23 protein-coding genes, 1 other RNA gene and 1 pseudogene are annotated in these 22,786 nt (G+C 59.3%); 10 read left to right on the top strand and 15 right to left on the bottom strand.

Translation table 11 applies throughout. From position 1 onward, the window contains the following. Positions 1-6: 6 nt before the first annotated feature. The 3 genes from GOB83_RS06275 to GOB83_RS06265 form a co-directional block, all read right to left on the bottom strand. Positions 7-969 (bottom strand): transporter, encoded by a 963-nt coding sequence (locus GOB83_RS06275; RefSeq protein WP_242005769.1) that lies wholly within the window; start codon positions 967-969, stop codon positions 7-9. Positions 970-1,490: 521 nt separating this feature from the next. After that, positions 1,491-2,570, bottom strand: a complete 1,080-nt coding sequence (gene dinB, locus GOB83_RS06270; RefSeq protein ID WP_165925558.1) for a DNA polymerase IV — start codon at positions 2,568-2,570, stop codon at positions 1,491-1,493. Between the two features lie 105 nt (positions 2,571-2,675). After that, on the bottom strand, positions 2,676-3,275 hold the full coding sequence (locus tag GOB83_RS06265) for a hypothetical protein (RefSeq protein ID WP_086646344.1): 600 nt from the start codon (positions 3,273-3,275) through the stop codon (positions 2,676-2,678). Positions 3,276-3,439: 164 nt separating this feature from the next. Here GOB83_RS06265 and GOB83_RS06260 point away from each other — a divergent pair, with 164 nt between their 5' ends. The 3 genes from GOB83_RS06260 to GOB83_RS06250 are packed head-to-tail and all read left to right on the top strand — an operon-like array spanning position 3,440 to position 5,792. Then, on the top strand, positions 3,440-4,513 hold the full coding sequence (locus GOB83_RS06260) for a quinone-dependent dihydroorotate dehydrogenase (protein ID WP_165925557.1): 1,074 nt from the start codon (positions 3,440-3,442) through the stop codon (positions 4,511-4,513). Beyond that, positions 4,510-5,385 (top strand): TIGR01459 family HAD-type hydrolase, encoded by an 876-nt coding sequence (locus tag GOB83_RS06255; protein WP_165925556.1) that lies wholly within the window; start codon positions 4,510-4,512, stop codon positions 5,383-5,385. The genes GOB83_RS06260 and GOB83_RS06255 overlap by 4 nt, the downstream gene beginning before the upstream one ends. 5 nt (positions 5,386-5,390) lie before the next feature. Then, on the top strand, positions 5,391-5,792 hold the full coding sequence (locus GOB83_RS06250) for an NUDIX hydrolase (protein WP_264802417.1): 402 nt from the start codon (positions 5,391-5,393) through the stop codon (positions 5,790-5,792). A gap of 72 nt (positions 5,793-5,864) precedes the next feature. On the opposite strand, the gene GOB83_RS06245 is transcribed toward GOB83_RS06250, so the two are convergent. From GOB83_RS06245 to GOB83_RS06225, 5 genes and pseudogenes are all read right to left on the bottom strand, one after another. After that, positions 5,865-6,680: a TIGR00282 family metallophosphoesterase gene (locus GOB83_RS06245; RefSeq protein ID WP_165925554.1), complete on the bottom strand. Its 816-nt coding sequence runs from the start codon at positions 6,678-6,680 to the stop codon at positions 5,865-5,867. A gap of 33 nt (positions 6,681-6,713) precedes the next feature. Beyond that, positions 6,714-7,298, bottom strand: coding sequence for a 5-formyltetrahydrofolate cyclo-ligase (locus GOB83_RS06240; protein ID WP_165925553.1), 585 nt, complete (start codon positions 7,296-7,298; stop codon positions 6,714-6,716). After that, a non-coding RNA gene (ssrS, locus tag GOB83_RS06235) (6S RNA) lies at positions 7,285-7,440 on the bottom strand. Before ssrS ends, GOB83_RS06240 begins: the two co-directional genes overlap by 14 nt. 159 nt (positions 7,441-7,599) lie before the next feature. Then, a pseudogene (locus GOB83_RS06230) lies at positions 7,600-7,788 on the bottom strand (cell division protein ZapA); the annotation flags it as partial. 3 nt (positions 7,789-7,791) lie between these two features. Continuing rightward, positions 7,792-8,088 carry a hypothetical protein gene (locus GOB83_RS06225; protein WP_165925552.1) on the bottom strand — a complete coding sequence of 99 codons (297 nt, stop codon included), beginning with the start codon at positions 8,086-8,088 and terminating at the stop codon, positions 7,792-7,794. 55 nt (positions 8,089-8,143) lie between these two features. On the opposite strand from GOB83_RS06225, the gene GOB83_RS06220 reads away from it, so the two are divergent. From GOB83_RS06220 to GOB83_RS06210, 3 genes are read left to right on the top strand one after another with little or no spacing between them, the layout of a single operon-like run. After that, on the top strand, positions 8,144-8,659 hold the full coding sequence (locus GOB83_RS06220) for a hypothetical protein (RefSeq protein ID WP_165925551.1): 516 nt from the start codon (positions 8,144-8,146) through the stop codon (positions 8,657-8,659). Then, positions 8,656-9,570 carry a class I fructose-bisphosphate aldolase gene (locus tag GOB83_RS06215; protein ID WP_086638149.1) on the top strand — a complete coding sequence of 305 codons (915 nt, stop codon included), beginning with the start codon at positions 8,656-8,658 and terminating at the stop codon, positions 9,568-9,570. Before GOB83_RS06220 ends, GOB83_RS06215 begins: the two co-directional genes overlap by 4 nt. Before the next feature lie 38 nt (positions 9,571-9,608). Continuing rightward, entirely contained in the window at positions 9,609-10,193 is a 585-nt protein-coding gene (locus GOB83_RS06210; protein WP_165925550.1) for a thiamine phosphate synthase, read from the top strand. Between the two features lie 42 nt (positions 10,194-10,235). On the opposite strand, the gene GOB83_RS06205 is transcribed toward GOB83_RS06210, so the two are convergent. The 3 genes from GOB83_RS06205 to epmA form a co-directional block, all read right to left on the bottom strand. Then, complete coding sequence (locus tag GOB83_RS06205) at positions 10,236-11,057, bottom strand: fasciclin domain-containing protein (RefSeq protein WP_165925549.1); 822 nt, start codon at positions 11,055-11,057, stop codon at positions 10,236-10,238. Between the two features lie 12 nt (positions 11,058-11,069). Further along, positions 11,070-11,480, bottom strand: coding sequence for a hypothetical protein (locus GOB83_RS06200; protein ID WP_086646334.1), 411 nt, complete (start codon positions 11,478-11,480; stop codon positions 11,070-11,072). A 95-nt stretch (positions 11,481-11,575) separates the two neighbouring features. Then, entirely contained in the window at positions 11,576-12,601 is a 1,026-nt protein-coding gene (gene epmA, locus GOB83_RS06195) for an EF-P lysine aminoacylase EpmA (protein WP_165925548.1), read from the bottom strand. A gap of 20 nt (positions 12,602-12,621) precedes the next feature. Between epmA and GOB83_RS06190 the strand changes: the two genes are divergently transcribed. Continuing rightward, positions 12,622-13,671, top strand: coding sequence for a lysine-2,3-aminomutase-like protein (locus GOB83_RS06190; protein WP_095349645.1), 1,050 nt, complete (start codon positions 12,622-12,624; stop codon positions 13,669-13,671). 20 nt (positions 13,672-13,691) lie between these two features. On the opposite strand, the gene ggt is transcribed toward GOB83_RS06190, so the two are convergent. From ggt to GOB83_RS06175, 3 genes are all read right to left on the bottom strand, one after another. Next, a complete protein-coding gene (gene ggt, locus GOB83_RS06185) occupies positions 13,692-15,491 on the bottom strand; it encodes a gamma-glutamyltransferase (RefSeq protein ID WP_165925547.1) in 1,800 nt (599 codons plus the stop codon). Between the two features lie 5 nt (positions 15,492-15,496). Next, complete coding sequence (gene map / locus GOB83_RS06180) at positions 15,497-16,297, bottom strand: type I methionyl aminopeptidase (protein ID WP_086646330.1); 801 nt, start codon at positions 16,295-16,297, stop codon at positions 15,497-15,499. 114 nt (positions 16,298-16,411) lie between these two features. Further along, positions 16,412-17,572 (bottom strand): D-alanyl-D-alanine carboxypeptidase family protein, encoded by a 1,161-nt coding sequence (locus tag GOB83_RS06175; protein WP_244896411.1) that lies wholly within the window; start codon positions 17,570-17,572, stop codon positions 16,412-16,414. A gap of 292 nt (positions 17,573-17,864) precedes the next feature. Between GOB83_RS06175 and clpS the strand changes: the two genes are divergently transcribed. Together clpS and clpA are read left to right on the top strand one after the other, a co-directional pair. Next, complete coding sequence (gene clpS, locus GOB83_RS06170; protein WP_086646328.1) at positions 17,865-18,242, top strand: ATP-dependent Clp protease adapter ClpS; 378 nt, start codon at positions 17,865-17,867, stop codon at positions 18,240-18,242. A gap of 353 nt (positions 18,243-18,595) precedes the next feature. Continuing rightward, positions 18,596-20,941 (top strand): ATP-dependent Clp protease ATP-binding subunit ClpA, encoded by a 2,346-nt coding sequence (gene clpA, locus GOB83_RS06165; protein WP_086646327.1) that lies wholly within the window; start codon positions 18,596-18,598, stop codon positions 20,939-20,941. A gap of 63 nt (positions 20,942-21,004) precedes the next feature. Here clpA and GOB83_RS06160 read toward each other — a convergent pair whose 3' ends face one another. Next, positions 21,005-21,505, bottom strand: coding sequence for a DUF3465 domain-containing protein (locus tag GOB83_RS06160; RefSeq protein WP_165925546.1), 501 nt, complete (start codon positions 21,503-21,505; stop codon positions 21,005-21,007). Positions 21,506-21,739: 234 nt separating this feature from the next. Here GOB83_RS06160 and GOB83_RS06155 point away from each other — a divergent pair, with 234 nt between their 5' ends. Beyond that, on the top strand, positions 21,740-22,753 hold the full coding sequence (locus GOB83_RS06155; protein WP_086646325.1) for a cache domain-containing protein: 1,014 nt from the start codon (positions 21,740-21,742) through the stop codon (positions 22,751-22,753). Positions 22,754-22,786: the final 33 nt, after the last annotated feature.

Here is a 22,786-nt window from a genome sequence, read left to right as displayed (position 1 = left end):
TAAGTGTTAGAAGACACTGTTAAACGCAACCTGGGGTGATACGTCCAAACCCGTGTTGTGGCCGGCAAAGTAAGTGGACACACCTGCAATAACCCCAAAGCGGGGGGACCAGTTATACTCAATGGCAGGAGCAATCTGCCAGTCACCGGAGGACTGGGCTATGGTATCAACCTTTTTGCCTGTGGCGGTTGTGCCCCGCAAATGGGAGCCGTTGGACCAGTCCCGCGCCAGATCAAGGGCCAGAACCCACTTCTGGTTAATGCCGAATTCGAGCGAAAAACCACTCTCGCCATACATGCCCGGCTGTGCCCGGCCTTTAAAACCTGCTGATGTGCCATAGCTGGTTACGTCATGCAGGTGTGCAGTTGTGACCGCACGCCGGAAGGTGCTCCATACCCGCAACCGTAGCTCATGCTGGCCGGGCAGGGTGTAGGTGGATTGTTCTGTTAACGCCAGCCGAAAAGTGTAGGTGCCAGCGCCCACACCATCCTGCACGCGGCCCAGCCGGTTATAATCCCCCGTAGGCATGGCCATACCTGCAAAAACGCTCAGGGCGGGTATGTAGCGTTTGGGGTCTGCATCCACATAACGCCACATCAGGTCCACCGGCAGGTCACCAAACTTTAAACCGCTGCTGGTGTTGTCACCTTTTTTCCAGCGATACTCGATAACGGGGGTCAGCTGGATACTGATCGCATCCGTAATTGCGTATTTATACAGCGTAAAATTACTAACGGCCTTTTGCCTTGGGTGCATGGGCTGGCTCACACCATTGCTGTTAAACTGCCCAACCGGTTGGCTGTAGGTCATGTACGGTTCCCACGCGATCATGCCTTTTTTGGTCATGGCCCCGGAGGGGGAGACAAGGGAGCCAGTGTACCACTGCGGTTTTGCCTCCTGCTCACTCTGGGTCTGTGTGGTGGTGGTGGTGCTGTTTGCATTGGCTGCCCAAGTGGGCGTGGCGGCCATGGCAAGGGCTGGCACGCCAAGTGTGGCAGGTAAACGCCAGTGCATGGAGCCATATAGGCAGGTGCGGGCAAAAAGCCGCTTGGCCTGCTGTATCAGCAATGTGCTCATGGGGGCGTCTGCTGTGCCGTTCCTGCCCGGCAAGTCTGCCGGTGCTGGTCCGGTTTTGTGCCCACATGGGCGCTTGTGTGCGGGTTTGACTGCGCCAGTGGGTACGACGTTGGAAAACGGGGAGGGGGGCGCAGTCATTCAGCCAACCTTACAGAGACACTGTTTTGTAATGGAACTGTATCGGTTGCCCTGAATTATCGCGGGTGTAAAGATGCTTACGGGATCAAAATTAGTGTATCTGCTGGGTATCGGGTTTTGTTGTTTGTCCTGTAGTCTTTGCGTATCCGCAATTTTTGGCGGGTTTTCCTTGTGATGAAGGAATGTTGACTTTCAACACATTTTGAAATCAAAACATTTTCTGTGTTGTACTGGATGTGGTCAATCTGGCAGCGGATTATGCTGCGCGTGTTGCCTTATGGCAGCAGGGAAAGCTGGCGGTCTGCCGCAGGCTGCCCCGCTACACTCAGCCCGGCAAGCGATATGCCCAAAAGCCGGACGGGTTTGGCAAGGGGGAGCAGGGGGGCCAGCAGCCGGCTCCCGGCGTCTCGCAAGGCGGCTTCGTTCTGGATGGGATGGGGGAAGGACTGGCTGCGCGTCAGTTGTGTAAAATCCGAATGGCGGAGTTTGAGTGTGACCGTGCGCCCGCTGATCTCGCGCTTAAGGCAGCCAGCCCAGACCAGCGTTACAAGTTTGTCCATCGCCTGTTCCAGCTCGGGGGTGGCATGCAGGTCCTGTAAAAAGGTTGTTTCTTTTCCAAGGGATTTTCTTGGTCTGTTGGGTTCAACAGGTCGGTTGTCCACGCCGCGGGTAATGCCATGGTAAAACGTGGCGGCCTTGCCAAAATGGTGTTTGAGAATATCCAGTGCACAGGCGCGCAGGTCTGCCCCGGTATGAATGCCCAGACCGTTCATGCGTCGGGCCGTGGCCGGGCCGATGCCGTGGAAGGTGCCAACCGGCAGCGGTGCGACAAAAGCCTCCCCCATGCCCGGTGGAATAACAAACAGGCCGTTGGGTTTGCGGTAGTCCGATGCCAGCTTGGCCAGAAACTTGTTGTAGGAAACCCCGGCAGAGGCGGTTAGCCCGGTCTGTTCAAAAATGCTGGCCCGGATTTCCTCCGCAATGGCGGTGGCGGAGGCACGGCGGAGTAAGGGCTGGGTGATGTCCAGATAAGCCTCATCCAGCGAGAGCGGCTGAACAAGGGATGTATAGCGTGAAAAAATGGCGTGAATCTGGGCCGATACAGCCCTGTAGGCCTCAAACCTTGGGGGAACAAAAACCAGTTCGGGGCATTTGCGCCGCGCAATAAGGGAGGGCATGGCAGAGCGCACGCCAAATTTGCGGGCTTCGTAACTGGCGGCGGCTACAACGCCACGTTCCTGGTAATGGCCAACGGCAACCGGTTGCCCTTTAAGGGCCGGGTTGTCGCGTTGTTCGACCGACGCATAAAATGCATCCATGTCGATGTGGATAATGCGGCGTATGGGCGTAGGCATGGCCCGGCCACTATGGCATGAACTGCACCAAAATGGAACAGAAAGAGAACGTATCTTGCGGGCTCATTCCTGCGCAGTGCTCAAGCTATGGTGTGCCCGGCAGGCTTAACCCGGGTTGTGTTGCGCAAAATTGCGGCGTGGTGGCGCATAACGCCACGAATGGGCGATGCTCATATCCAGATCATGCCACCGTGCGACCGAAAGGGCTGCGGTTGCAGGGTAGGCGGCACGGCTCATGCGCGGCATGGCTACGGGCTGCTGCAAAGGGCGCGCCGCATGGTGGGAGAGCCAGTAGCCCGCGCCCGCAAGGCATGCGCCCAGAGTGGTCAGGGCCGCCACCATGCGCTGGCGCAGGCGCGCAAAGGGGAGCAGGGGGCTCAGCAGGGCCTGCATGTCCGTTTCCCGCTCATTCTGTGCGGCTTCGGTGGCGAGGAGCAGATTATATTCGGTTTCGGTTACGGCCAGTGTGCTGCCTGCGCAAATATCCAGTGCGGGCATTTCATGCGCGGCCATGTCGGTTAGCGCATCCTGAAAAGCTTGGGAGACAGCCATAAACTCCTGCCGGAAGCAGGGCAGGAACAGGCTGCCCGATGCACCCGGTGCAGCCCCGCAGGGGGGAGGGGCACCAGCAAGGCGGCGGATGGTCCACAGGGTCAGCCGTTCACTTGCGGCAAGGTCGGTAAGGTACACAGGTGTATGCTGCATGGCGTGATCCGGAGGCAACGCCTCCCTCCCTAGCTATCGGTCATGGAGGATCATTAAATGAGAATCACTCTTAGTTGCAAGTAAAACTTTGGGCAATAATCGTGTGGTCGCGGGGCTGGTTTTTTCTCTTTCCTTAGGGGGCGGCTTGGGGCAGTACAAAGGGCATGTCAGTGCTAGCATCCCTCTCCCTGCCGCTTGTGCGCAAACTTGATCCCGAAAAAGCGCATGAGCTTGCCATAGATGCCCTTACGCTGGGCATTTCCGTCCCTTTCAAGCGCCCCGAGGATGACCCGGCCCTTGCCACGCGCGCGCTGGGTATGCGTTTTTCCAACCCCATTGGCATAGCCGCCGGGTTTGACAAGAACGCCCGCGTGCTGCGCCCGCTCGCCCGTTTGGGTTTCGGGTTTGTTGAGGCAGGGACCGTGACCCCCCGCCCGCAGCCGGGCAACCCCAAGCCGCGCCTGTTCCGGCTGGAGGAGGACCGGGCGGTTATCAACCGCATGGGGTTCAATAATCAGGGGATAGACCGCTTTGCCGTGCGCCTTGCCCGCCTGACCCGGCCGCTGCCATCTGGCAGGGCAGGGGGGGCCGGTGTGCCGGTGGGGGCCAATATTGGCATCAACAAAACCGGTGCAGACCCCGAGCGGGACTACCCGGCCCTTGTGGCGCGGGTCAAACCGTATGTGAACTACATTGTGCTCAATGTCTCTTCCCCCAATACGCCGGGTTTGCGCGGGTTGCAGGATGCGGCAAGGCTCAAGGGGATTCTGGACGCCATTGCAGCGCGCCACCCCGAACGCCCGCCCCTGCTGGTCAAGCTGGCCCCGGATCTGGAAGACGATGCCCTTGCTCCTATTGTGGAAGCCGCAATTCAAGGCGGTGTGCAGGGGTTGATCATCAACAACACCACACTGGCCCGCCCCGATAGCCTGCGTAGTCCGCACAAGGGCGAATCCGGTGGGCTTTCCGGCCGGCCGCTGGCTGCGCGCTCAACCCAGATGCTGCGGCTTGTTGCCAATATTGCCGCTGGCCGTCTGGCTCTTGTTTCCTGCGGGGGGATCGAGAGCGGGCAGGATATTCTGGACCGTATCCGCCTTGGGGCCGATCTGGTGCAGGTTTACACGGCCTTTGCCTATGAAGGGCCAGCCCTTATTGCCCGCCTTAAGCGGGAGATGCTTCAGATCATGCGCGCACAAGGCATAGAATCACTGGATGATGTGCGTGGGGTGGACCTGTGAGCACCACCACAGACTGGTCACTCCCCCAGATTGCCGGGCTGGAAGTGCTGGCTGATCGGTATGATGGCTACATCATAGACCTGTGGGGCACCGTGCATGATGGCGTAAACCCTTATCCCGGCGCTCTGGAATGCCTGCGTGCACTCCATAATGCGGGCAAACGGGTTGTCATGCTCTCCAACGCGCCCCGGCCTGCTGCGGTAATCGCCACCCAGCTGGAAGGGTTTGGCGTGGACCGCACCCTTTACAACGGGGTCATGACCAGTGGGCAGGAAACCCACCGCCAGATGAAGGAGAAGGCAGACCCATGGTTTGCCCGCCTTGGCCACAAGGTGCTCCATATTGGCGGTGTGCATGATCTGGGGCTGTACGAAGGGTTGAACATCCAGCGCGTAACAGACGTGGAACAGGCCGATTTTGTGATGAACACAGGGCCGGATCTGGAGCGGGGCGTTGCAACGCTGGACCCCTACCTGCCCGAACTGCGTGCCTGTCTTGCCCGCACCCTGCCCATGATCTGCGCCAACCCCGACAAGGTGGTGGTCAAAGGGGGTAATCGGCAGATCTGTGCTGGTGCTCTGGCTGCGTTTTATGCCGAACAGGGCGGGGATGTCCGCTGGATTGGCAAGCCATACCCCGGTGTGTACCAACCCGTGTTTGATATGCTGGACGTGCCCCGCACACGTATTCTGGCCATTGGGGATGCGCTGGGGACAGACATCAGGGGGGCTGCCGCCGTGGGTGTGGACAGCCTGTGGATTCTGGGCGGCATTCATCAGGAAATGGTGGGCAATGACATGGCTCTGGCCACGGCCGAGGCTCAGGCGGCTGGTCTGCGGCCAACGGCTGCGGTGCACAGGTTGGTGTGGTAACACCCGTGCAGCCAGCGGTTGGGTGTGGCGCGTTTATTCTGCGTGATGGCTGCCTGCTGCTGATCCGGCGGGTCAAGGCGCCAGAGGCCGGGTGCTGGGGTTTACCCGGTGGCAAGGTGGACCTGTTCGAAACCGCAGCGCAGGCCGCCATGCGTGAAGTGCGCGAAGAAGTGGGGCTGGAACTGCAACCCGGTCCCCTTTTGTGCGTGGTGGACCAGATTGACCGTGCCGCAGGCACGCATTGGGTGGCCCCGGTTTACAGAACAGGCCCAGTGCAGGGCGAACCCCAGTTGTGCGAGCCCCATAAACATGATGGTCTGGGGTGGTTTGCCCTGAATGCCCTGCCACATCCGTTAACCACTGCCACGCAGGTTGCCGTGCAGGCTTTTAACGTGCAGGCGGAATAGGCGCCTCGCCACCAGCCCGCCGTATGGTGTGGTGGGCTGGTGGGTTTGCCTGTGGCGGATGTTTTTGGTGGTTCAGAAATCCGGCAAGGTCTGGGCCAGTAGTCCCCCCTGCCGCAAGGGGGCAAGGCGGCGGGCCAGACCGGTTGCATCGTCCGTTTCCACCATAATGCCGCAGATCGTGGCCTCACCCTCGGAGGGTTGGAGCCGCTCGCCGGGCATTTTGCGCACAAAGCGGGCAACGGCGGGTTCCTTGGTCATGCCGATCACGCTGTTATAGTCCCCGCACATGCCGGCATCGGTCTGGAAGGCAGTGCCAGCGGCCAGAATACGGTGGTCTGCGGTGGGGGTGTGGGTATGGGTGCCCACAACAAGGGATACCCTGCCATCGAGCATATGGCCAAAGGCCCATTTTTCGCTTGTGGCTTCGGCATGAATATCCACCACAATGGCATGTACCGTGGCACCCATGCGGTGCTTGCCCAGCAAGTCGTTGGTGCAGCGGAAGGGGTCGTCCAGCGGGTCCATGAACAGCCGCCCCATTACATTGACCACCAGCGCCTTGCGGCCATCGGCCAGCGCCACCACCACACTCCCTTGCCCCGGCGTTGCCGGCGGGTAGTTGAGCGGGCGGATAATGCGGGGCTCGCCATCAATATGGCCGATCAGGTCGCGGCGGTCCCATGCGTGGTTGCCAAGAGTAATCACATCCACGCCGCTTTGCAGCAGGGTTGTGGCAATGGCGGGGGACAGGCCAAAGCCGTGGCTTGCGTTTTCCGCATTGACCACCACAAGGTCCAGCCCCAGTTGTGTGCGCAGGCCACTCAGGCGGGAAAGAACGCCATCACGCCCGGTGCGGCCGACAATATCGCCCAAAAACAGAATTCTCACGCGTGGGTCTTTCGCACTGTGCAGGGGTGTGGGTTAGCCAAAACGAATAACCTCCTTTTCGGTTACAATACAGTTCAGGGGCTGGTCATGGGGGCCACGGGGGAGGTGTGCCACCTCCTGTGTGGAGGGAGCATAGCCTATGCTGGCGGCATGGGGCAGGGCGGCCAGTGTGCGGTCGTAATAACCGCCGCCGTAACCCAGTCGGTTGCCGCTGCGGTCAAACCCCAGCAGGGGGACCAGCACAAGGGCAGGCTCCATAATCGGGCCATCGGGGTGGTGTGTGCCAAAGCGGCCCGCCCGCATGGTGGATTCGGGCTGCCACTGACGAAAAACCAGTGGGGAACCCCGCGCTGGTGTCTGGGGGAGTACAACGGTTTTACCCCCTTGCGCCAGAGCGTGGCAGAGCGGGCGCAGGTCCACCTCGTGCGGGAGCGGCCACACGCAGGCAATGGGGCCGGTGCTTGTGCGCAGTAAAGGCTCCAGCCGGTGGATAATCCCCCAATCCCGCGCGTAATCGCGCGCACGCATGGCGGCAAGGCATTCAACCCGCAGGTTTTTTTTGCGCTGCGCAATGTCAGGCGGGTCATTGCAGGGGGGGGGAATGTGCGGAGCCACCATGGACCGTGGGTCTTTCAACCTCCAGGACCTGCTAGTGCAGGTGGGCGCCGGGTAATGTGACCAGGGCCACAACAGAGCCAGCTCCCTAGGAAGTGCTTATCGGCCCAGGGGATGACTTGCCTCACGCGTCGGGCAGCCCCGCATCTTCTATGTAGGCGCGCTCCATCTCCGCTGCAAGAGATTCCGCAGTATCGGCCAGATCAGCCAGCCGGGTGTTGGTCAGGGCCAGTTCCGCCCGCAGGCGTTCTGCGTCCAGGGCTGCCAGTGCCGTGCTCTCTGGCACGCGGCTGCCTGACAGGTCCTGAATTTCGTCCGCCATCAGCAGTGCAGCCAGTACTAGCACGCGGGTTTCACCGCTAAATCCCAGATTGCGGACCTGCTGCACACGGCGTTCAACCTGATGCGCCATGGCCTGAACGTGGCGTTCCTGCCCGTTTTCGCACCCGACTGTATAGCTGTGGCCGTTGATATTGACCGAAACAAGCGCCATGGGTCAGTTCCCTTCCTCATGCCGGGGCAGGAGCGGGTCTTGGCCATGTGTGGCCTGGCCCGTCTGGTCCAGAATGTCCCGCACGCGCATGATCAGCGCATCTATGTTGGCCAGCAGTTCCTGCCGGTCGGTTTCCGGTCGGTTCTGTTTTGCCTGCTGTTGCTTATCAAGAGCAAAGGAAATGCGCTGCAACGCACGGTCCAGCCGGGTAATGGACTCTTCCGCAGGTCTTGCGCGGGTGTGCATGCTGGCATAGCTGTTGCCTTGGGGTGAGTGCGGCTCCACGTCTTGATCCTGCATTCCTTTTCCCTTCTCTTGGGGTAAGGAATCACCTGCAAAAGCGATTGCGTCAAGCATGCTCACGGAAAACAGGCCACTTTTCTCATCTTCTTCGGCGGGTATCCGCTATGTGTGCGTCCATGACCGTGCTGGTGTGCATATGGCTTTGCGTGCGGCGGGGCTGGCGGAGTATGGTGGTTGCGTTGGCCTGCTCTCCTCCCCCGGTGCGGTGGCATACATGGGGGTAGGCTGGTGGCATGCCCTGATGAACGATGCCGCAGAATCGGCCCGGCAGCCTTTTGTGCACGTGCTCGATTGTGACAGTAGTCCTGCTGGTGCGCTCATGGCGTTGCGTTGTGGCCAGCAAACTGCCATTCTGCGCCCGCAAAACCCACAATATGAGACAATCCGGGCCTTGTATGCACAGGAAAAAGCGACACTTCTGCCACAACGCCCGCCATCATTTAACCTTATCATGCCGTTAAGTGCCATATCGTCTCTTGTCGGGTATTTCGCCCACGGTTATTGCCAACACCAGCATCCGGAAAATAATGTGCCGGACACAAGGCAAAAGAAGGACTGTTCCCCATGACGCTTACCCCGAAGGTTAAGGCTATTCTCAATCAGTATGAGAGCGATAACCCCGGTACAAAGACGAATCTGGCCCGCCTGCTCAATGCTGGCAAGCTGGGTGGAACCGGCAAAATGGTCATTCTGCCGGTGGATCAGGGGTTTGAGCATGGTCCTGCCCGCTCTTTCGCAGCCAATCCGGCCGCCTATGACCCGCACTACCACTTCCAGCTTGCGATCGAAGCCGGGCTGAGCGGCTATGCAGCGCCCCTGGGCATGCTCGAATGTGGGGCCGCAACGTTTGCGGGTGAAATTCCGCTTATTCTCAAGTGCAACAGTTCCAACAGCCTTGCGACCGAAAAAGATCAGGCCGTTACCGGCACCGTGGCGGATGCGCTGCGTCTGGGTTGTGCGGGCATTGGTTTTACCATTTACCCCGGCTCCGAATACTGCTTCGACCAGATGGAAGAACTGCGTGAACTGGCGGCAGAAGCCAAGTCCGTGGGTCTGGCCGTAATCGCATGGAGCTACCCGCGTGGCCCCGTGCTGGACAAGAAGGCCGAAACAGCCGTGGACGTATGCGCCTATGCCGCGCATATGGCCGCCCTGTGTGGTGCCCACATCATCAAGGTCAAACCCCCGACCGACGTTGTGGCACTGGATGCCTGCAAGCCTGTGTACGAAAAGAACAAGGTTGATGTGGCAACGCTTGCCGCGCGCATTAACCATGTTGTGCAGTCCAGCTTTGCCGGTCGTCGGATTGTCATCTTCTCTGGTGGTGAACACACCGGCACGGACAACCTGCTGGCCACCATTCAGGGTATTCATGATGGTGGTGGCTTTGGCTCCATTATCGGTCGTAACGTGTTCCAGCGCCCCAAGGCAGAAGCGCTGGCCCTGCTCGACCAGATTATCACCATCTTCAAGAGCTGAGCCTAGCAGGTGCGCATCGTGCGGAAAGGATAGTCGCAGTGTCGGAACTTTATCTTGTTACGCCTGCACTCTTGCATGCCGATGCGTTTTTGCCTGTGCTGGAGCAGCGTCTGGCCAACCACCAGCCCGCAGCATTGCTGCTGCGTCTGGCGGATGGCATAGCCCCTGCTGCCGCCATAGCCCTGATCGGGGCTATTCGCCCGCTTGTGCAGCATGAGGGCATTGCCCTTATGCTGGAAGACGCACCCGAACTGGCTGTGCAGACCGGGTGCGATGGGGTTCATCTCTCCCAGTCCTATACTGCGGCTAGTGTGCGCGACGCACGACGCCAGATTGGTGATGAACTGCAACTTGGTGTGGCCGTAGGCAGCAGCCGCGACGGTGCCATGCGCGCGGGGGAAGAAGGGGCGGATTACGTCTGCTTTGCGCCGGATGCCGCGCAGAATGCAGAGGCCACACAGGCCGTTCTGGCTCTTGCCCAGTGGTGGTGCATGATGATGGAACTGCCCGCCGTAGCCTGCGCCGCAACCCCCGAAGACGCCCGTGCACTGGCCGGGTGTGATACGGATTTTGTCATGCCCGATACCAACTGGTGGGATGACCCTTCCCCGTGGGTTTTTTAACTCCAGCTATCCAGTAGCCCCGCGCCGTATGGGCCAAATCCCTTAAGGGGTGTTAGGGCGCACAGCCGCCTGTTCCGCGGGTGGCAGAACCAGCGTGTGCGTAAAATACAGCACACCGTTGGATTGTGGAATCCCCATGACCCAGAGCGGGCTGCTTTGCCCATGGGGTGGGCCAATCATGACCTGCTCTGTTTGTGTGTCCAGCCAGATGGGCAGCGCCTGCCCGTTCAGGGTGGGGAGCAGCAGGCTATGGCCCGGTGCGGCAGCAAGGGCTGCACGCAAGGCCTTGTGGGGCCATTTTCCGGTGACAATTGTATAGCCTAGCAGGGTGCGTACCCTGCCGGTGCTGGCTGGGTCCAGAAGCTGGCCACCAGTTTGCGCGTTATAGGTTTCCAGCGCCGTATTGGGTAGGGCGAACACCGTAAAAGGCCCCGCCTGCTGCAAGGTCGGGAACAGGCCGGTCCTGTCCAGCAGATGCGTGTAGTCGGCCAGCTCTATGGAACTGCGCAGGGTGTCGGACAGGGGGCGGTCGCAGAATGCGGGTGTTTGCGGGTTGCCGTAGGCAACGGCACTATCAATTGGATTGTTCTGCCCGGACTTGCCACTGCGCCCCTGTGTATAGGTGCGTGTGCCCGAGACTGTTGGCATCATATACGCGCAGGTAGAGATTGGCGTTGTGTATGTGTCCTGCCGCGCGGGGCTCTGCGCGCAACCACCCAGCAGGAACATGCCTGCCAGCATAAGTGCCGGGGGAGCCACAAACCCACGCCAGCGGTGTTGTGCGCGGCGTGGGGTGTGGTGACGCAAAGGAGCCTCATCCCGGGTAGTCGTGGTGTTGAACGGTAAGGGCAGGAGGCTCAGCATGATGCGTGTGGTCTAGCAGCCGTCGCCCCGCATTGTCCAACTGATGACAAGGCCTTTTACGAGTTCAAAGTTGGTCTGGCAGCTATAGGTGTAAGCGGTGCCCATACCGCCGCCCCAGCCGCCATAACCCCAACCACCGTAGCCCCAGCCACCATAGCCGCCCCAGCCGCCACCCCAACCTGGGCCATACCCCCAGCCACCGCCCATGGGCATGGAGGTGTAGTCGGTCTCCTGCGTGATGTAGGCAAGAAAAGTGTGATCCCCCGTGGTGAACTGGCGCGTAGGCACGCCAAAGGTGCGGATAACATCCACGGTTGGCCGCCCGATCATGGAATCGAGCTTGCGTCGTTCCTCCGCGCTGGGAACCTGGCAGGCGGCAAGGGCTAGAAGCCCGATCAGTAAAAATCTGTTTGCGTATGTCATGGCACCGACTTGCCCCTTGGTGGAATACGCCTGCGGTGTGCGTCGTACGAGTGGAAGATAAGCAAAAAACACCTGTTAAGGCTAAATGTTGCAGACTAATCCTGTATCCACAAGACATCCTGTATCTGGCGGGCTCCACTGGCCAGCATAACCAGCCGGTCAAAGCCCAGCGCAATGCCTGAACAGGGGGGCATGTGGGGCAGGGCGTGGAGGAGTTTTTCGTCCATCGGCCAGGTGGGGCGGGTCGGGTAAAGCTGCTGGCGTTCGGCCCTGTCATGGGTAAAACGCTGGCGCTGCTCTACAGGGTCTGTCAGTTCTTCAAACGCATTGGCCAGTTCCATGCCTGCGGCGTAAAGCTCAAACCGCAGGGCCACGCGCGGGTCCGTTGGGTCCTTGCGCGCCAGTGCGGCCTGGCTTGCTGGCCAGTGCGTTAAAAACGTGGGGCGGGTCTGGCCAATGGCGGGTTCGATTCGCTCCAGCAACAAGCGGAAAAACAGGTCTTCCCAGTGTTCACCATCGCGCAGGGTGCAGCCTGCTGCATAGGCCAGTGCCTGCGCATTACCTTGGGTTGGAAGCAGGTCAACACCAGCATGGTGGCGGAATGCATCTTCCATGCTCAGTCGTTCAAAGGGCTGGCTCAGGTCCAGCGTGCAGGCGTTGCGGTGCACAACAGGGGGCAGAATGGCTTTGAGCAGCGCTTCTGTCTCGTCCATCAGGCCGTTCAGGGGCATGCCGGGCTGGTACCATTCCAGCATGGTGAACTCGGGGGCATGGGTGCCGCTGGCCTCACCATTGCGCCAGACACGGGCAAACTGGAACAGCGGCAGCCCGGTGGCGGCGATAATCCGCTTCATGGCGAATTCGGGGCTGGTGTGCAAAAACAGCGGTTGGCGCTGGCCGTCGGGTGTTTCCCGCTCGGTCTGGAAGGGGAGCAGATGCACCTCTTCCCCCGGTACAGGCACGGCGCAGGGGGTTTCCACCTCCACGCAGCCACGGGATTCCAAAAACGCGCGCACACCCCGCATGGTCAGGTTGCGGCGGATTAAAAATGGCAGCCGGTCGCGAATACGCTCGGGGTCCGGGCCACCAAAGGACAGATGAGATGTTGCAGACACAGACATGGGCAGAGTAGAGCCGGTACATGTCTTCCCCGGTCAAGCCCCCTTTTGCGACCAGCCGAACGCTGCGCACCCCAGATGAACTGATTGCCGCCGGTATGGCCACGCCCGCGCAAAAAGCGGACCTGCAAGCCATAGCCCGGCAGTATGCCACGGCCATACCGCCCGCTTTTGCGGAGCTGATGCACAGCCTGGACGACCCGATTGGCGTGCAGGTTGTGCCCACCATGCAAGAACTGGTGGTCACGCCGGAAGAGCGCTCTGACCCGATAGGAGATGATGCGCTCTCCCCCGTGCCCGGTATTGTGCACCGTTACGCGGACCGCGCCTTGCTTAAGCCCCTGCTGGTATGCCCGTTATACTGCCGGTTCTGCTTCCGGCGGGAGCATGTGGGGCCAGATGGCGGTGTGCTGGATGATGAAGCCCTGAGCCGCGCGCTGGACTGGCTACGCACGCATGAGCAGATCCGCGAGGTTATTCTGACCGGGGGGGACCCGCTCATGCTCTCGCCCCGGCGGTTGGGGGAGATTGTGCAGGCCCTTTCCGGCATGGCGCATGTAACCACCATCCGGGTGCATACGCGTGTGCCAGTAGCCGCACCCGAGCGTGTGACAGACGCATTGCTGGATGCGCTGGAAACGGACAAAGCCATGTGGATGGCCGTACACATCAACCATGCGCGGGAAATGGCTCCACCCGCACGGAACAGCCTGCGCCGTATTGCCCGGCGGGGCATACCGCTGTTGGGGCAGTCGGTGCTGCTGCGTGGGGTGAATGACAGCGAGGAGGCACTGGAAGACCTGTTCCGCACCATGGTGGAAAACCGTATGCGGCCGTATTACCTGCACCAGCTCGACCCTGCGCCGGGTACGGCCCATTTTCATGTGCCGGTCGCACAGGGCCAGCGCCTGCTGGCTGGTCTGCGGGGGCGTGTTACGGGGCTTGCCTGGCCTATTTACGTGCTGGATATTCCCGGAGGCTACGGCAAGGTTCCTCTGGGGCCGGAGTATATTACGGGCGAGCGGCAGGTGCGTGACCCACAGGGCGGCACCCATAATCTGGACCGCCTGTAGGCGCTGCGGGGGAGGGGACCTTACTCTCCTATCGCAGCCCCGCCGGGGTGGCGGTGGTCGGCCCCACCATAAAAACGGGCTGGTCCGTGGCTGTTCAGGCCGGGGCCCCCTACCAGAATCCCCTCGGGAATGCCCCACGGCGCATGCAGGACAAAGCTGTACCCCTCCTGCTCCAGCGTTTGCTGCACCTGCGGGGTCAGGGCGTTTGCCTCAACCTCCACACTCTGTGGCATCCACTGTTCGTGCAGGCGGGGCAGGTCTATGGCCTGCTGGATGTTCAGCCCGTAATCCACAACGCCCAGAATAACAGAGAGTATAATGGTGGGAATGCGCGACCCACCGGGGCTGCCAATAACCATGACCGGCCTGTTATCGCGCGAGATAATGGTCGGCGCCATGGAGGAAAGGGGCGTTTTGCCCGGCGCAATGGCATTGGCCGCACTGCCGGGAATGCCAAACATGTTCAGCGCCCCGGGTTTGATGGAAAAATCATCCATTTCATCATTCATGATGATCCCGGTGTCCCCTCCCATCACCTTGGCGCCAAACCAGCCGTTCAGCGTATAGGTGGTGGAAATGGCAAACCCGTTCTGGTCGATTACCGAAAACTGGGTGGTTTCGGGTTTTTCGGGCGAGGCAACACCTGCACGCAGGTCAGCGGAGGGAATGGCTCTGTTGGGCGGAATATGCGCGCGTATGCTGGCAATATAGGCCGGGTCCAGCAGGCTGCTGACCGGGTTATGGACAAAAGCCGGGTCGCCCAGATCCCGCCGGTCGGAATAGGCGTGGCGCATGGCCTCTATTTCACGCTGGAGAGCGGGGGCGGTGTGCAGGCCAAGGGCGTGCATGTCATACCCGGCCAGAATTTCCAGCATTTCGCACAGGGCAATGCCGCCTGCACTGGGGGGGGGGGCTGTTTCTACCAGTAACCCACGGTAGGTGCAGCTTATGGGGGGCAGTTCGCGCGGCTGGTAGTGTTCAAAATCTTTGGCCTGCAAAATGCCGCCATGGGCTTTGGACTGCTCCAGAATACTGGCGGCGATGGGTCCTTTGTAAAAGGCATCCGCCCCGTTCTGTGCGATCAGTTCGAGCGAGTGTGCCAGATTTTTCTGTACCAGCCTGTCACCGGGCTGGAAGGGGGAGCCATCGGGGCGCAGGAAAACCTTGCGGGCATAGGGGTCCTGTGCCAGCGCAGCGGTGGAGGTGTTCAGGAGCTGCACATCCCCTTCCCCCAGTACAAATCCATCGCGGGCGAGCTGAATGGCAGGGGCCATGACCACTGCTCGGGGCAGGTGGCCCCAGCGTTTATGCACGGCCTCCAGCCCGGCCACAGTGCCGGGCACGGCTACGGCCTTCCAGCCCAGAAGGGACAGGTCGGGGATAACATTGCCCTTACTGTCCAAAAACATATCCGGCGTGGCTGCCAGAGGGGCCTTTTCCCGGAAATCGAAAAAAATCGCAGGCTTGCCCGGTGGGCGCAGCATCATAAACCCGCCACCCCCCAGATTGCCCGCGGCAGGGTACACCACCGCCAGTGCATACCCCATGGCAACGGCAGCATCGGCAGCATTGCCCCCTTTGGCCAGAATGCGCGCCCCTACCTCTGATGCCAGCTTCTGGGCAGAAACCGCCATGCCGTGCTGCCCGGGTACGGGAGCAGCCACGGCTGCATTAGCCGGCACCGCTGCCCCGTAGGCCAAGGGGTCGGCCACGGGTGCCGCGTAGGCTGGCAGGGTGGCAAAGCCTGTGCTCAGGCAACAAACCACCTGCACCACATGGCGCGCAACACGGGAGAACAACGTGGTGGGGGTGGTTTGCATGGCGCTTATCCTTCGGTTGGGTAAGGGGGGCAGTCGTACCCTGCGGGGGAGCGGGTAAATATTTCATACCCGGTCTGGGTTACGGCCAGCATATGCTCAAACTGTGCGGACAAGGAGCGGTCACGCGTTACGGCGGTCCACCCGTCTTCAAGAATTTTCACTTCGGGTTTGCCAATGTTAAGCATGGGCTCAATGGTAAATACCATACCGGCCTTCAGCTTCATGCCCTCGCCGGGGCGGCCGTAGTGCAGGATGTTTGGTTCGGCATGAAAAACCTGCCCGATCCCATGCCCACAAAAATCTTCCACAATGGAGTAGCGGTGTTTTTCGGCGTGGCTCTGAATGGCGTAGCCAATATCGCCCAGAGTGGCACCGGGGCGTACAACCTCAATCCCGCGCATCAGGCTTTCATACGTGGTGGTGATCAGCTTGGCAGCTTTGATGGACACCTTGCCCACGGTGTACATGCGGCTTGTATCCCCGAACCAGCCGTTAAGCTTGGGGGTGACGTCGATATTGACAATATCGCCCTCAATCAGTGGCCGGTCCCCCGGAATGCCGTGGCACACAACATGATTGACCGAAATACAGCACGACTTGGGGTAGCCACGGTAGTTCAGTGGGCCGGGGGTGGCGCCATGCTCAAGCGTGTAGGCATGAATAATGCGGTCCAGTTCGCCCGTGGTTACGCCGGGTTTGACGTAAGGCGTAATCATGTCCAGCGTTGCTGCGGCCAGCTGGCCTGCCGCCCGCAGGTGCTTGAAGTCTTCTTCGGTATGGAGAACGATTCCGCCTCTGCCCGCCATTCTGCACTTCCTCATCGTTGTTGGTGCTTTTGAGAAAGCAGCAAGATGAAGAGTGCAGGCCACAAAGGCAACCCGCTTTGGTTATAACGGGCTGCCTAAATGGCCATAAAATGTTCAGGTCCGGTTATGGGCGGTTGTGTGGCGCACCATGCTGCGGCGGATGGTGGGCGTGGCAATGGTATGGACCTTGGCCCCGATAACCGCAGTATGGCGGCCATGGCTGACATTGGTAATAGCCGCGTGGTGGCGGCGGGTTGCAGGTGCTTCCGCCACTTCAAGTGGTGCGTGCCTGTGGTTGGCGGCGGCCATGATCAGCGCGCCACGGCGGCTGCGGTGGCGCTGGCTGCTGGTAGCCTGTGCTACAAGAAGCGGGCGGGCAACAGGAGCTACGCCTTCGGCATCAAAGCCGTGGTCCAACTGGTTGGCCATGACCAGCGAGCGCTGGGTATTGCTGGATGCACCCATAACCACACCAACCAGCCGCACATTGTCACGCAGGGCGGAGGTCACAAGGTTACGCCCGGCTTCCTGCGTGTATCCCGTCTTCATGCCGTCTGCCCCGGCATAGACCTTGAGCATGGGGTTATGGTTGGGGATGTAGCGGCCATGGAAGCGGAAGGATGGGGTAGCAAAGTAATGGTAATATTCGGGAAAATCGGCAATCAGGCGGCGGCCGAGAGTGGCCAGATCCCGCGCGGTTGTCATCTGGTCGGGGTCGGGCAGGCCGGATGCGTTGCGGAACAGGGTCTTGGACATACCCATGGCGTGGGCCTGCTGGGTCATCATGGCGGCAAACTGGGGTTCGCTCCCGCCCCCGATCAGCTCACCCAGGGCACAGGCGGCATCGTTGGCGGATTTGGTGACCAGCGCAAGCACAGCCTGTTCAACAGTCAGGTGTGTGCCGGGAACCAGCCCGAGTTTGGAAGGTTCCATGGTGGACGCATGGATGGAAACCGGCACGGACTGGGTCAGGGAGATAGCCCCGGCACGCAGTGCGTTGAAGGTCATGTACAGTGTCATCAGCTTTGTCAGGCTGGCCGGGTAGCGCCGCAGGTCCGGATCGGTCTGGGAGAGCACGGCCCCGGTATTGGCATCCATGACAATGGAACTGATCTGTCCGGCATACTGCGCACGGGCCTGACTGGCCGTAGTAAATGCTGCAAGGGTTACACCAGCAAGCAGACCTGCCCATTTACGCAAACGGAGGGTTTTTGTGCTGCCCGATGTTAGTCTGTTGTGTTCCGTTATCTGCCGTAACGCCGGTTTGTCTGCCACTGCTACCCCCACCTGTGCCTTATGGAGCACTATTCCGCCTACTGTCAGGAATCGCAAGAGCATGGCGGCAAAAAACTGGAACTCTGGCGCATGGAATCCAACATAAGCTGTTCCCGCGTCTGTTCTGCCATGTTGTGCCCATGTGTGGCATAAATATGGCGCGCTGGTTCCATATTGGGCACGCACACCAGCTATTCTGTCGTTCCGCTCTCTTTTATTGTACTTTGGCTTTGCCAATATGGTGGTAAGGAACACCACTCGTTTTTCACCCTGCCTCGGGAGTTTGGTTGCCATGGCCTCGTTTCATCTTCCTGTTCTGCATACAGGCAACGGGCCGTCGCGGCGTGATGGAGGCATGGATTCGGACCGGGATGATGTGGAAATTGGCGTGGTTGTGCGGGCCAAACCCAAAACCCGCAAACCCGCCATGTACAAAGTGCTCATGCTGAACGATGACTACACTCCCATGGAGTTTGTGGTTTACGTCCTTGAACGCTTTTTTCAGAAGAATCGTGAAGAAGCGACAGACATCATGCTCAACGTCCACCGCAAGGGTGTGGGTGTCTGTGGTGTGTTTACGTATGAGGTGGCGGAGACCAAGGTTTCTCAGGTCATGGATCTGGCGCGCCAGAACCAGCATCCCTTGCAGTGCACCATAGAAAAAGACTGATACCAGAACCTCTAGCGTTTTCCTGAACACAGTCTGGCTGCCAGCCGCGCTCTGCGGTGTTTGGCGTGTGCGCAAGCCCGTGGTCGGTGGGGTGTAAGCCCCGCTTCTGGCCTGCAAATGCCGCTTTGCAGGCACAACACGCATATTTTTGCGATGGAGCGCTTGGGTAAAAAGCGCGCAAAACCAGCATTCTTGCCAGAGATGAGAACGAAAAATGCGTGAACATGCGTTTTTTGCGTGGTTATGACTCGCATTTCTTGCCGAAGCAGCCAAATATGTTTGCAGGGCACCCGATCATGGTCCCGAGGTTGTTTTGCCGTGGTCGGAAAGTCCGGGGAAAGGAGCGTCTCGTCATGTTGTCACGCAATCTTGAGCAGACGCTGCATCGGGCGCTTATTCTGGCCGGAGAACGGCATCATGAATATGCCACGCTAGAGCATCTGCTTCTTGCCCTGGTTGATGATGCGGATGCCGTAACGGTGTTCCGCGCCTGTGGGGTTGATCTGGACCGGTTGCGGACAGACCTGACAGGCTTCCTCGACAAGGACCTTGCCGGTCTGGCGTCTGAGCGCCCGACCGAACCCAAACCAACAGCCGCGTTCCAGCGTGTTATCCAGCGCGCCGCCATTCATGTGCAGTCCACCGGACGCGATGAGGTGACAGGCGCTAACGTGCTGGTCGCCCTGTTTGCCGAGCGTGAAAGCCACGCCGTGTACTTCCTGCAACTGCAGGATATGACACGTCTGGACGCCGTGAACTTTCTCTCCCACGGGATTGCCAAAGCCCCCGACCGCGCCACCCGGCGCCCGGTTGCAGGCAGCAATACCGGTGCGGAAAAAGGGGAAGAACCAGAACGGGCCGAAACCAAGGCACAGAAAAGCCAGGATGCGCTGTCTACCTACTGCGTCAATCTGAACGACAAGGCGCTGGCTGGTAAGGTTGACCCGCTGATCGGGCGGGATACCGAAATTGAACGCACAATCCAGATTCTGTGCCGCCGTACCAAAAACAACCCGCTATATGTGGGCGATCCCGGTGTAGGCAAAACCGCCATTGCGGAAGGGCTTGCCCGCCGGATTGTGGAAGGCAGCGTGCCCGAAGTGCTGCTGAAATCCACCATCTATTCGCTGGATATGGGCGCATTGCTGGCTGGCACCCGCTACCGCGGTGATTTTGAGGAACGCCTTAAAGCCGTTGTGACGGAGCTGGATCAGGACCCGCACGCCATTCTGTTTATTGATGAAATCCATACCGTTATCGGTGCGGGTGCAACATCGGGCGGGGCCATGGATGCGTCCAATCTGCTCAAACCCGCTCTGGCGGCTGGCACGCTGCGGTGCATTGGTTCGACCACCTACAAGGAGTTTCGCCAGCACTTTGAAAAAGATCGTGCTCTTGTAAGGCGGTTCCAGAAGATTGATGTGCCTGAACCCAGCATTGATGATGCGGTCAAGATCCTGCGCGGCCTGAAAGGCAGCTACGAAAAGCACCACAAGGTCCGCTACACGGAAGAGGCTATTCGTGGGGCTGTGGAACTTTCCGCACGTTATATTCATGACCGTAAATTGCCCGATAAGGCGATTGACGTGATTGATGAAGTCGGGGCTTCGCGCATGCTCCAGCCTGAAGGTCGCCGCCGCAAGACGGTCAACCTGAAGGATGTGGAAGACATTATCGCCCGTATTGCCCGCATTCCGCCCAAAAGCATTTCTGCTGATGACAAGGAAGTGCTGCGTTCTCTGGAGCGTGACCTCAAGGGCATGGTATTCGGGCAGGATCAGGCGATTGATGCACTTTCCGCCGCCATCAAACTGGCGCGTGCTGGCCTGCGTGATCCGGAAAAGCCGATTGGCAACTATCTGTTCTCCGGCCCCACAGGGGTTGGTAAAACGGAAGTGGCCCGCCAGCTTGCCAACGCGCTGGGTATTGAGCTGATCCGCTTTGATATGTCCGAATACATGGAGCGGCATTCCATCTCCCGCCTGCTGGGTGCGCCTCCGGGGTATGTCGGGTTTGATCAGGGCGGTCTGCTGACCGATTCCATCGACCAGCACCCCCATGCCGTGCTGCTGCTGGATGAGATCGAAAAAGCCCATCCCGACCTGTACAACGTGCTGCTACAGGTTATGGATAACGGCCGCCTGACGGACCATAACGGCAAAACGGTCGATTTCAGGAATGTTATCCTGATCATGACCACCAACGCCGGTGCGTCCGATATGAGCAAGGAAGCCGTAGGCTTTGGCCGCAAGGTGCGTGAAGGCGAGGATGAAGAGGCTATCAAGCGTCTGTTCACCCCCGAGTTCCGTAACCGGCTGGATGCGGTTATTCCCTTCGCTCATCTGACGCAGGAAATTGTCGGGCAGGTTGTTGAAAAGTTCGTGCTGCAGCTTGAAGCACAGCTGGCTGACCGGCACGTGACCATTGAACTGTCTTCGGCAGCCAAGGAGTGGCTGGCAGAAAAAGGGTATGACCGCCTGTATGGTGCCCGTCCGCTGGGTCGGGTTATTCAGGAATCCATCAAAAAACCTTTGGCCGAGGAACTGCTGTTCGGGCGTCTGGCCAAAGGGGGGGCCGTTAAAATTGGCCTCAAGAATGGTGAACTGGCGTTTGATATTGTGGAGAGCAATGCCAACGCTGCCTCCAGCTCTGGCGAGGATGAACGCGGGAGCGAAAAGGAAGAGGAAGCCGCAGACTAACTTTTGCGCGCACTGTGAAAAACATATTTGGCTGGCCAGTTTTTCTGGTCAGCCATTTTTTGTTCAGTCGTATTTTGTGCCGTTGACAATAACGTAGCCCGGAATGCCCCATGAGCGGCCAGTGCCACGGTGTGTCCAGTCCACGCCCTGCTGGCGGGCTGAATCATAATAATACCGTCCTACCACTTCGACCTTGTCGCCCTTGGCGACCCATGGCCAGGCGGGGGTGTGCATTTCGTCCAGGTTGGTCACGATGCGGATGGAAATATTGGGTGCAACCGTTATGTAAAAATAGCCATGTCGGCCGCTACGGGTCTGTCTGGCGGTTTTGGAAAGAGTTAGAACAGTCCCGCAAATATGCACTGCGGCATCGGCTTTTGGCCCACCGTTTTCAAACGCCTGCTGTTTGCTCAGAAAATCCTGATTATCGCATGTGGCGGACACGGAGGCAGGCAGGTTGGTATCTGCATGTCTGTGCCGGGCCTGTGCCGGGGTGTTCAGGGTAGGCAGGGCCAGCCCGGCGCATAGGGCCAGCAGGGACATGCGGCGTGTAAAGTCGAACATGGGAATCCTTGTACGGGGTCAGCAGGTTTATCTGGCTGTGTTCATGACCGGGCGGTAACCTTGTGTCAAATGCACGTGATAGGGATGGAACAGGCTTATAATCAGGAGTTTACAGACCTTAATAATTTCGGCAAAACAGGGGGATACAGTATATTCTGCTGTTGTTTTGGCGAAAATGGTTGTGTGTCCCATGCGCCACATTGTTTCGATACCGGATTGAAAGACATATCCCGCATGCAAGACGATATTCTAAAACTTGCTTACGAAGTCTCTCAGATGACGCGGGAAAAAATTCATCTGATTGCTTCAGTCATGAACGAAGCCAAGTTTCTTGCCATCAACACACGCATTGAAGCCGCGCGGGTAGGGCAGGCCGGTGCGGCCTTTGGCCTGCTGGCAGACGAAATGGGGCGTATTTCCACCCGTATTGTTGGCATTGCCTCCGAACTGCGCAGTGCAACGGACAGCAGCACCGAGCGTCTGCTACAGGCCGGGAACGATCTGCTTTTGCGCGGCAAGGGGGAACGTATGACCGACCTGGCCCTGAATGTTGTGGATCTGATTGACCGTAATCTGTACGAACGCTCGTGCGACGTAAGGTGGTGGGCAACCGATAGTGCCGTTGTGCAGGCGCTGGAAAGTGCAACCCCCCAAGCGTACCAGTATGCTGCAGAGCGTCTGGCAACAATTTTAAAATCCTATACTGTTTATCTTGACCTTTTTATTGTTGACCCCAGAGGTAAGGTGGTGGCCTGTGGCCGCCCGCAGACACACCGTTCTCTGGAAGGGAGCGATATGTCGGGCGAGGCATGGTTCGCAAAAGCCATGCGCACGCAAAGTGGAGAGGAATACGCGGTAGCAGACGTTAACCGTGTGCAGGCACTCAATAACGAACAGGCCGCCATTTACAGCACCGCCATCCGCGCGGGTGGGGATGCGCGCGGGCAGGTTCTGGGTGTGCTCGGCATTGCGTTTGACTGGGCACCGCAGGCCGAGGCCATTGTAAACGGTGTGCGCCTGTCTGATGTGGAACGGGGGCAGACGCGCGTTATGCTGGTAGATGCCCACAAGCGTATTATTGCATCGTCTAACGGTAGTGGTGTGTCGGGCGATTATTACAAGTTCACACCGCAGGCGGAGCGTGGCTACTACGTAAGCGGGGATAAGCTGATTGCTTATGCCCACACGCCGGGGTATGAAACCTATAAAGGCCTTGGCTGGTATGGGGTTTTGGAAACCAGCCTGTAAAACAAAAGCTATTTAAGCAGGGTTTGCCTGTTC

This window comes from Acetobacter fabarum, from assembly GCF_011516925.1.
GTDB lineage: Bacteria > Pseudomonadota > Alphaproteobacteria > Acetobacterales > Acetobacteraceae > Acetobacter > Acetobacter fabarum.
The sequence above is the reverse complement of the archived record's forward strand: the minus strand, read 5'-3'. Positions and strand labels throughout refer to the sequence as shown.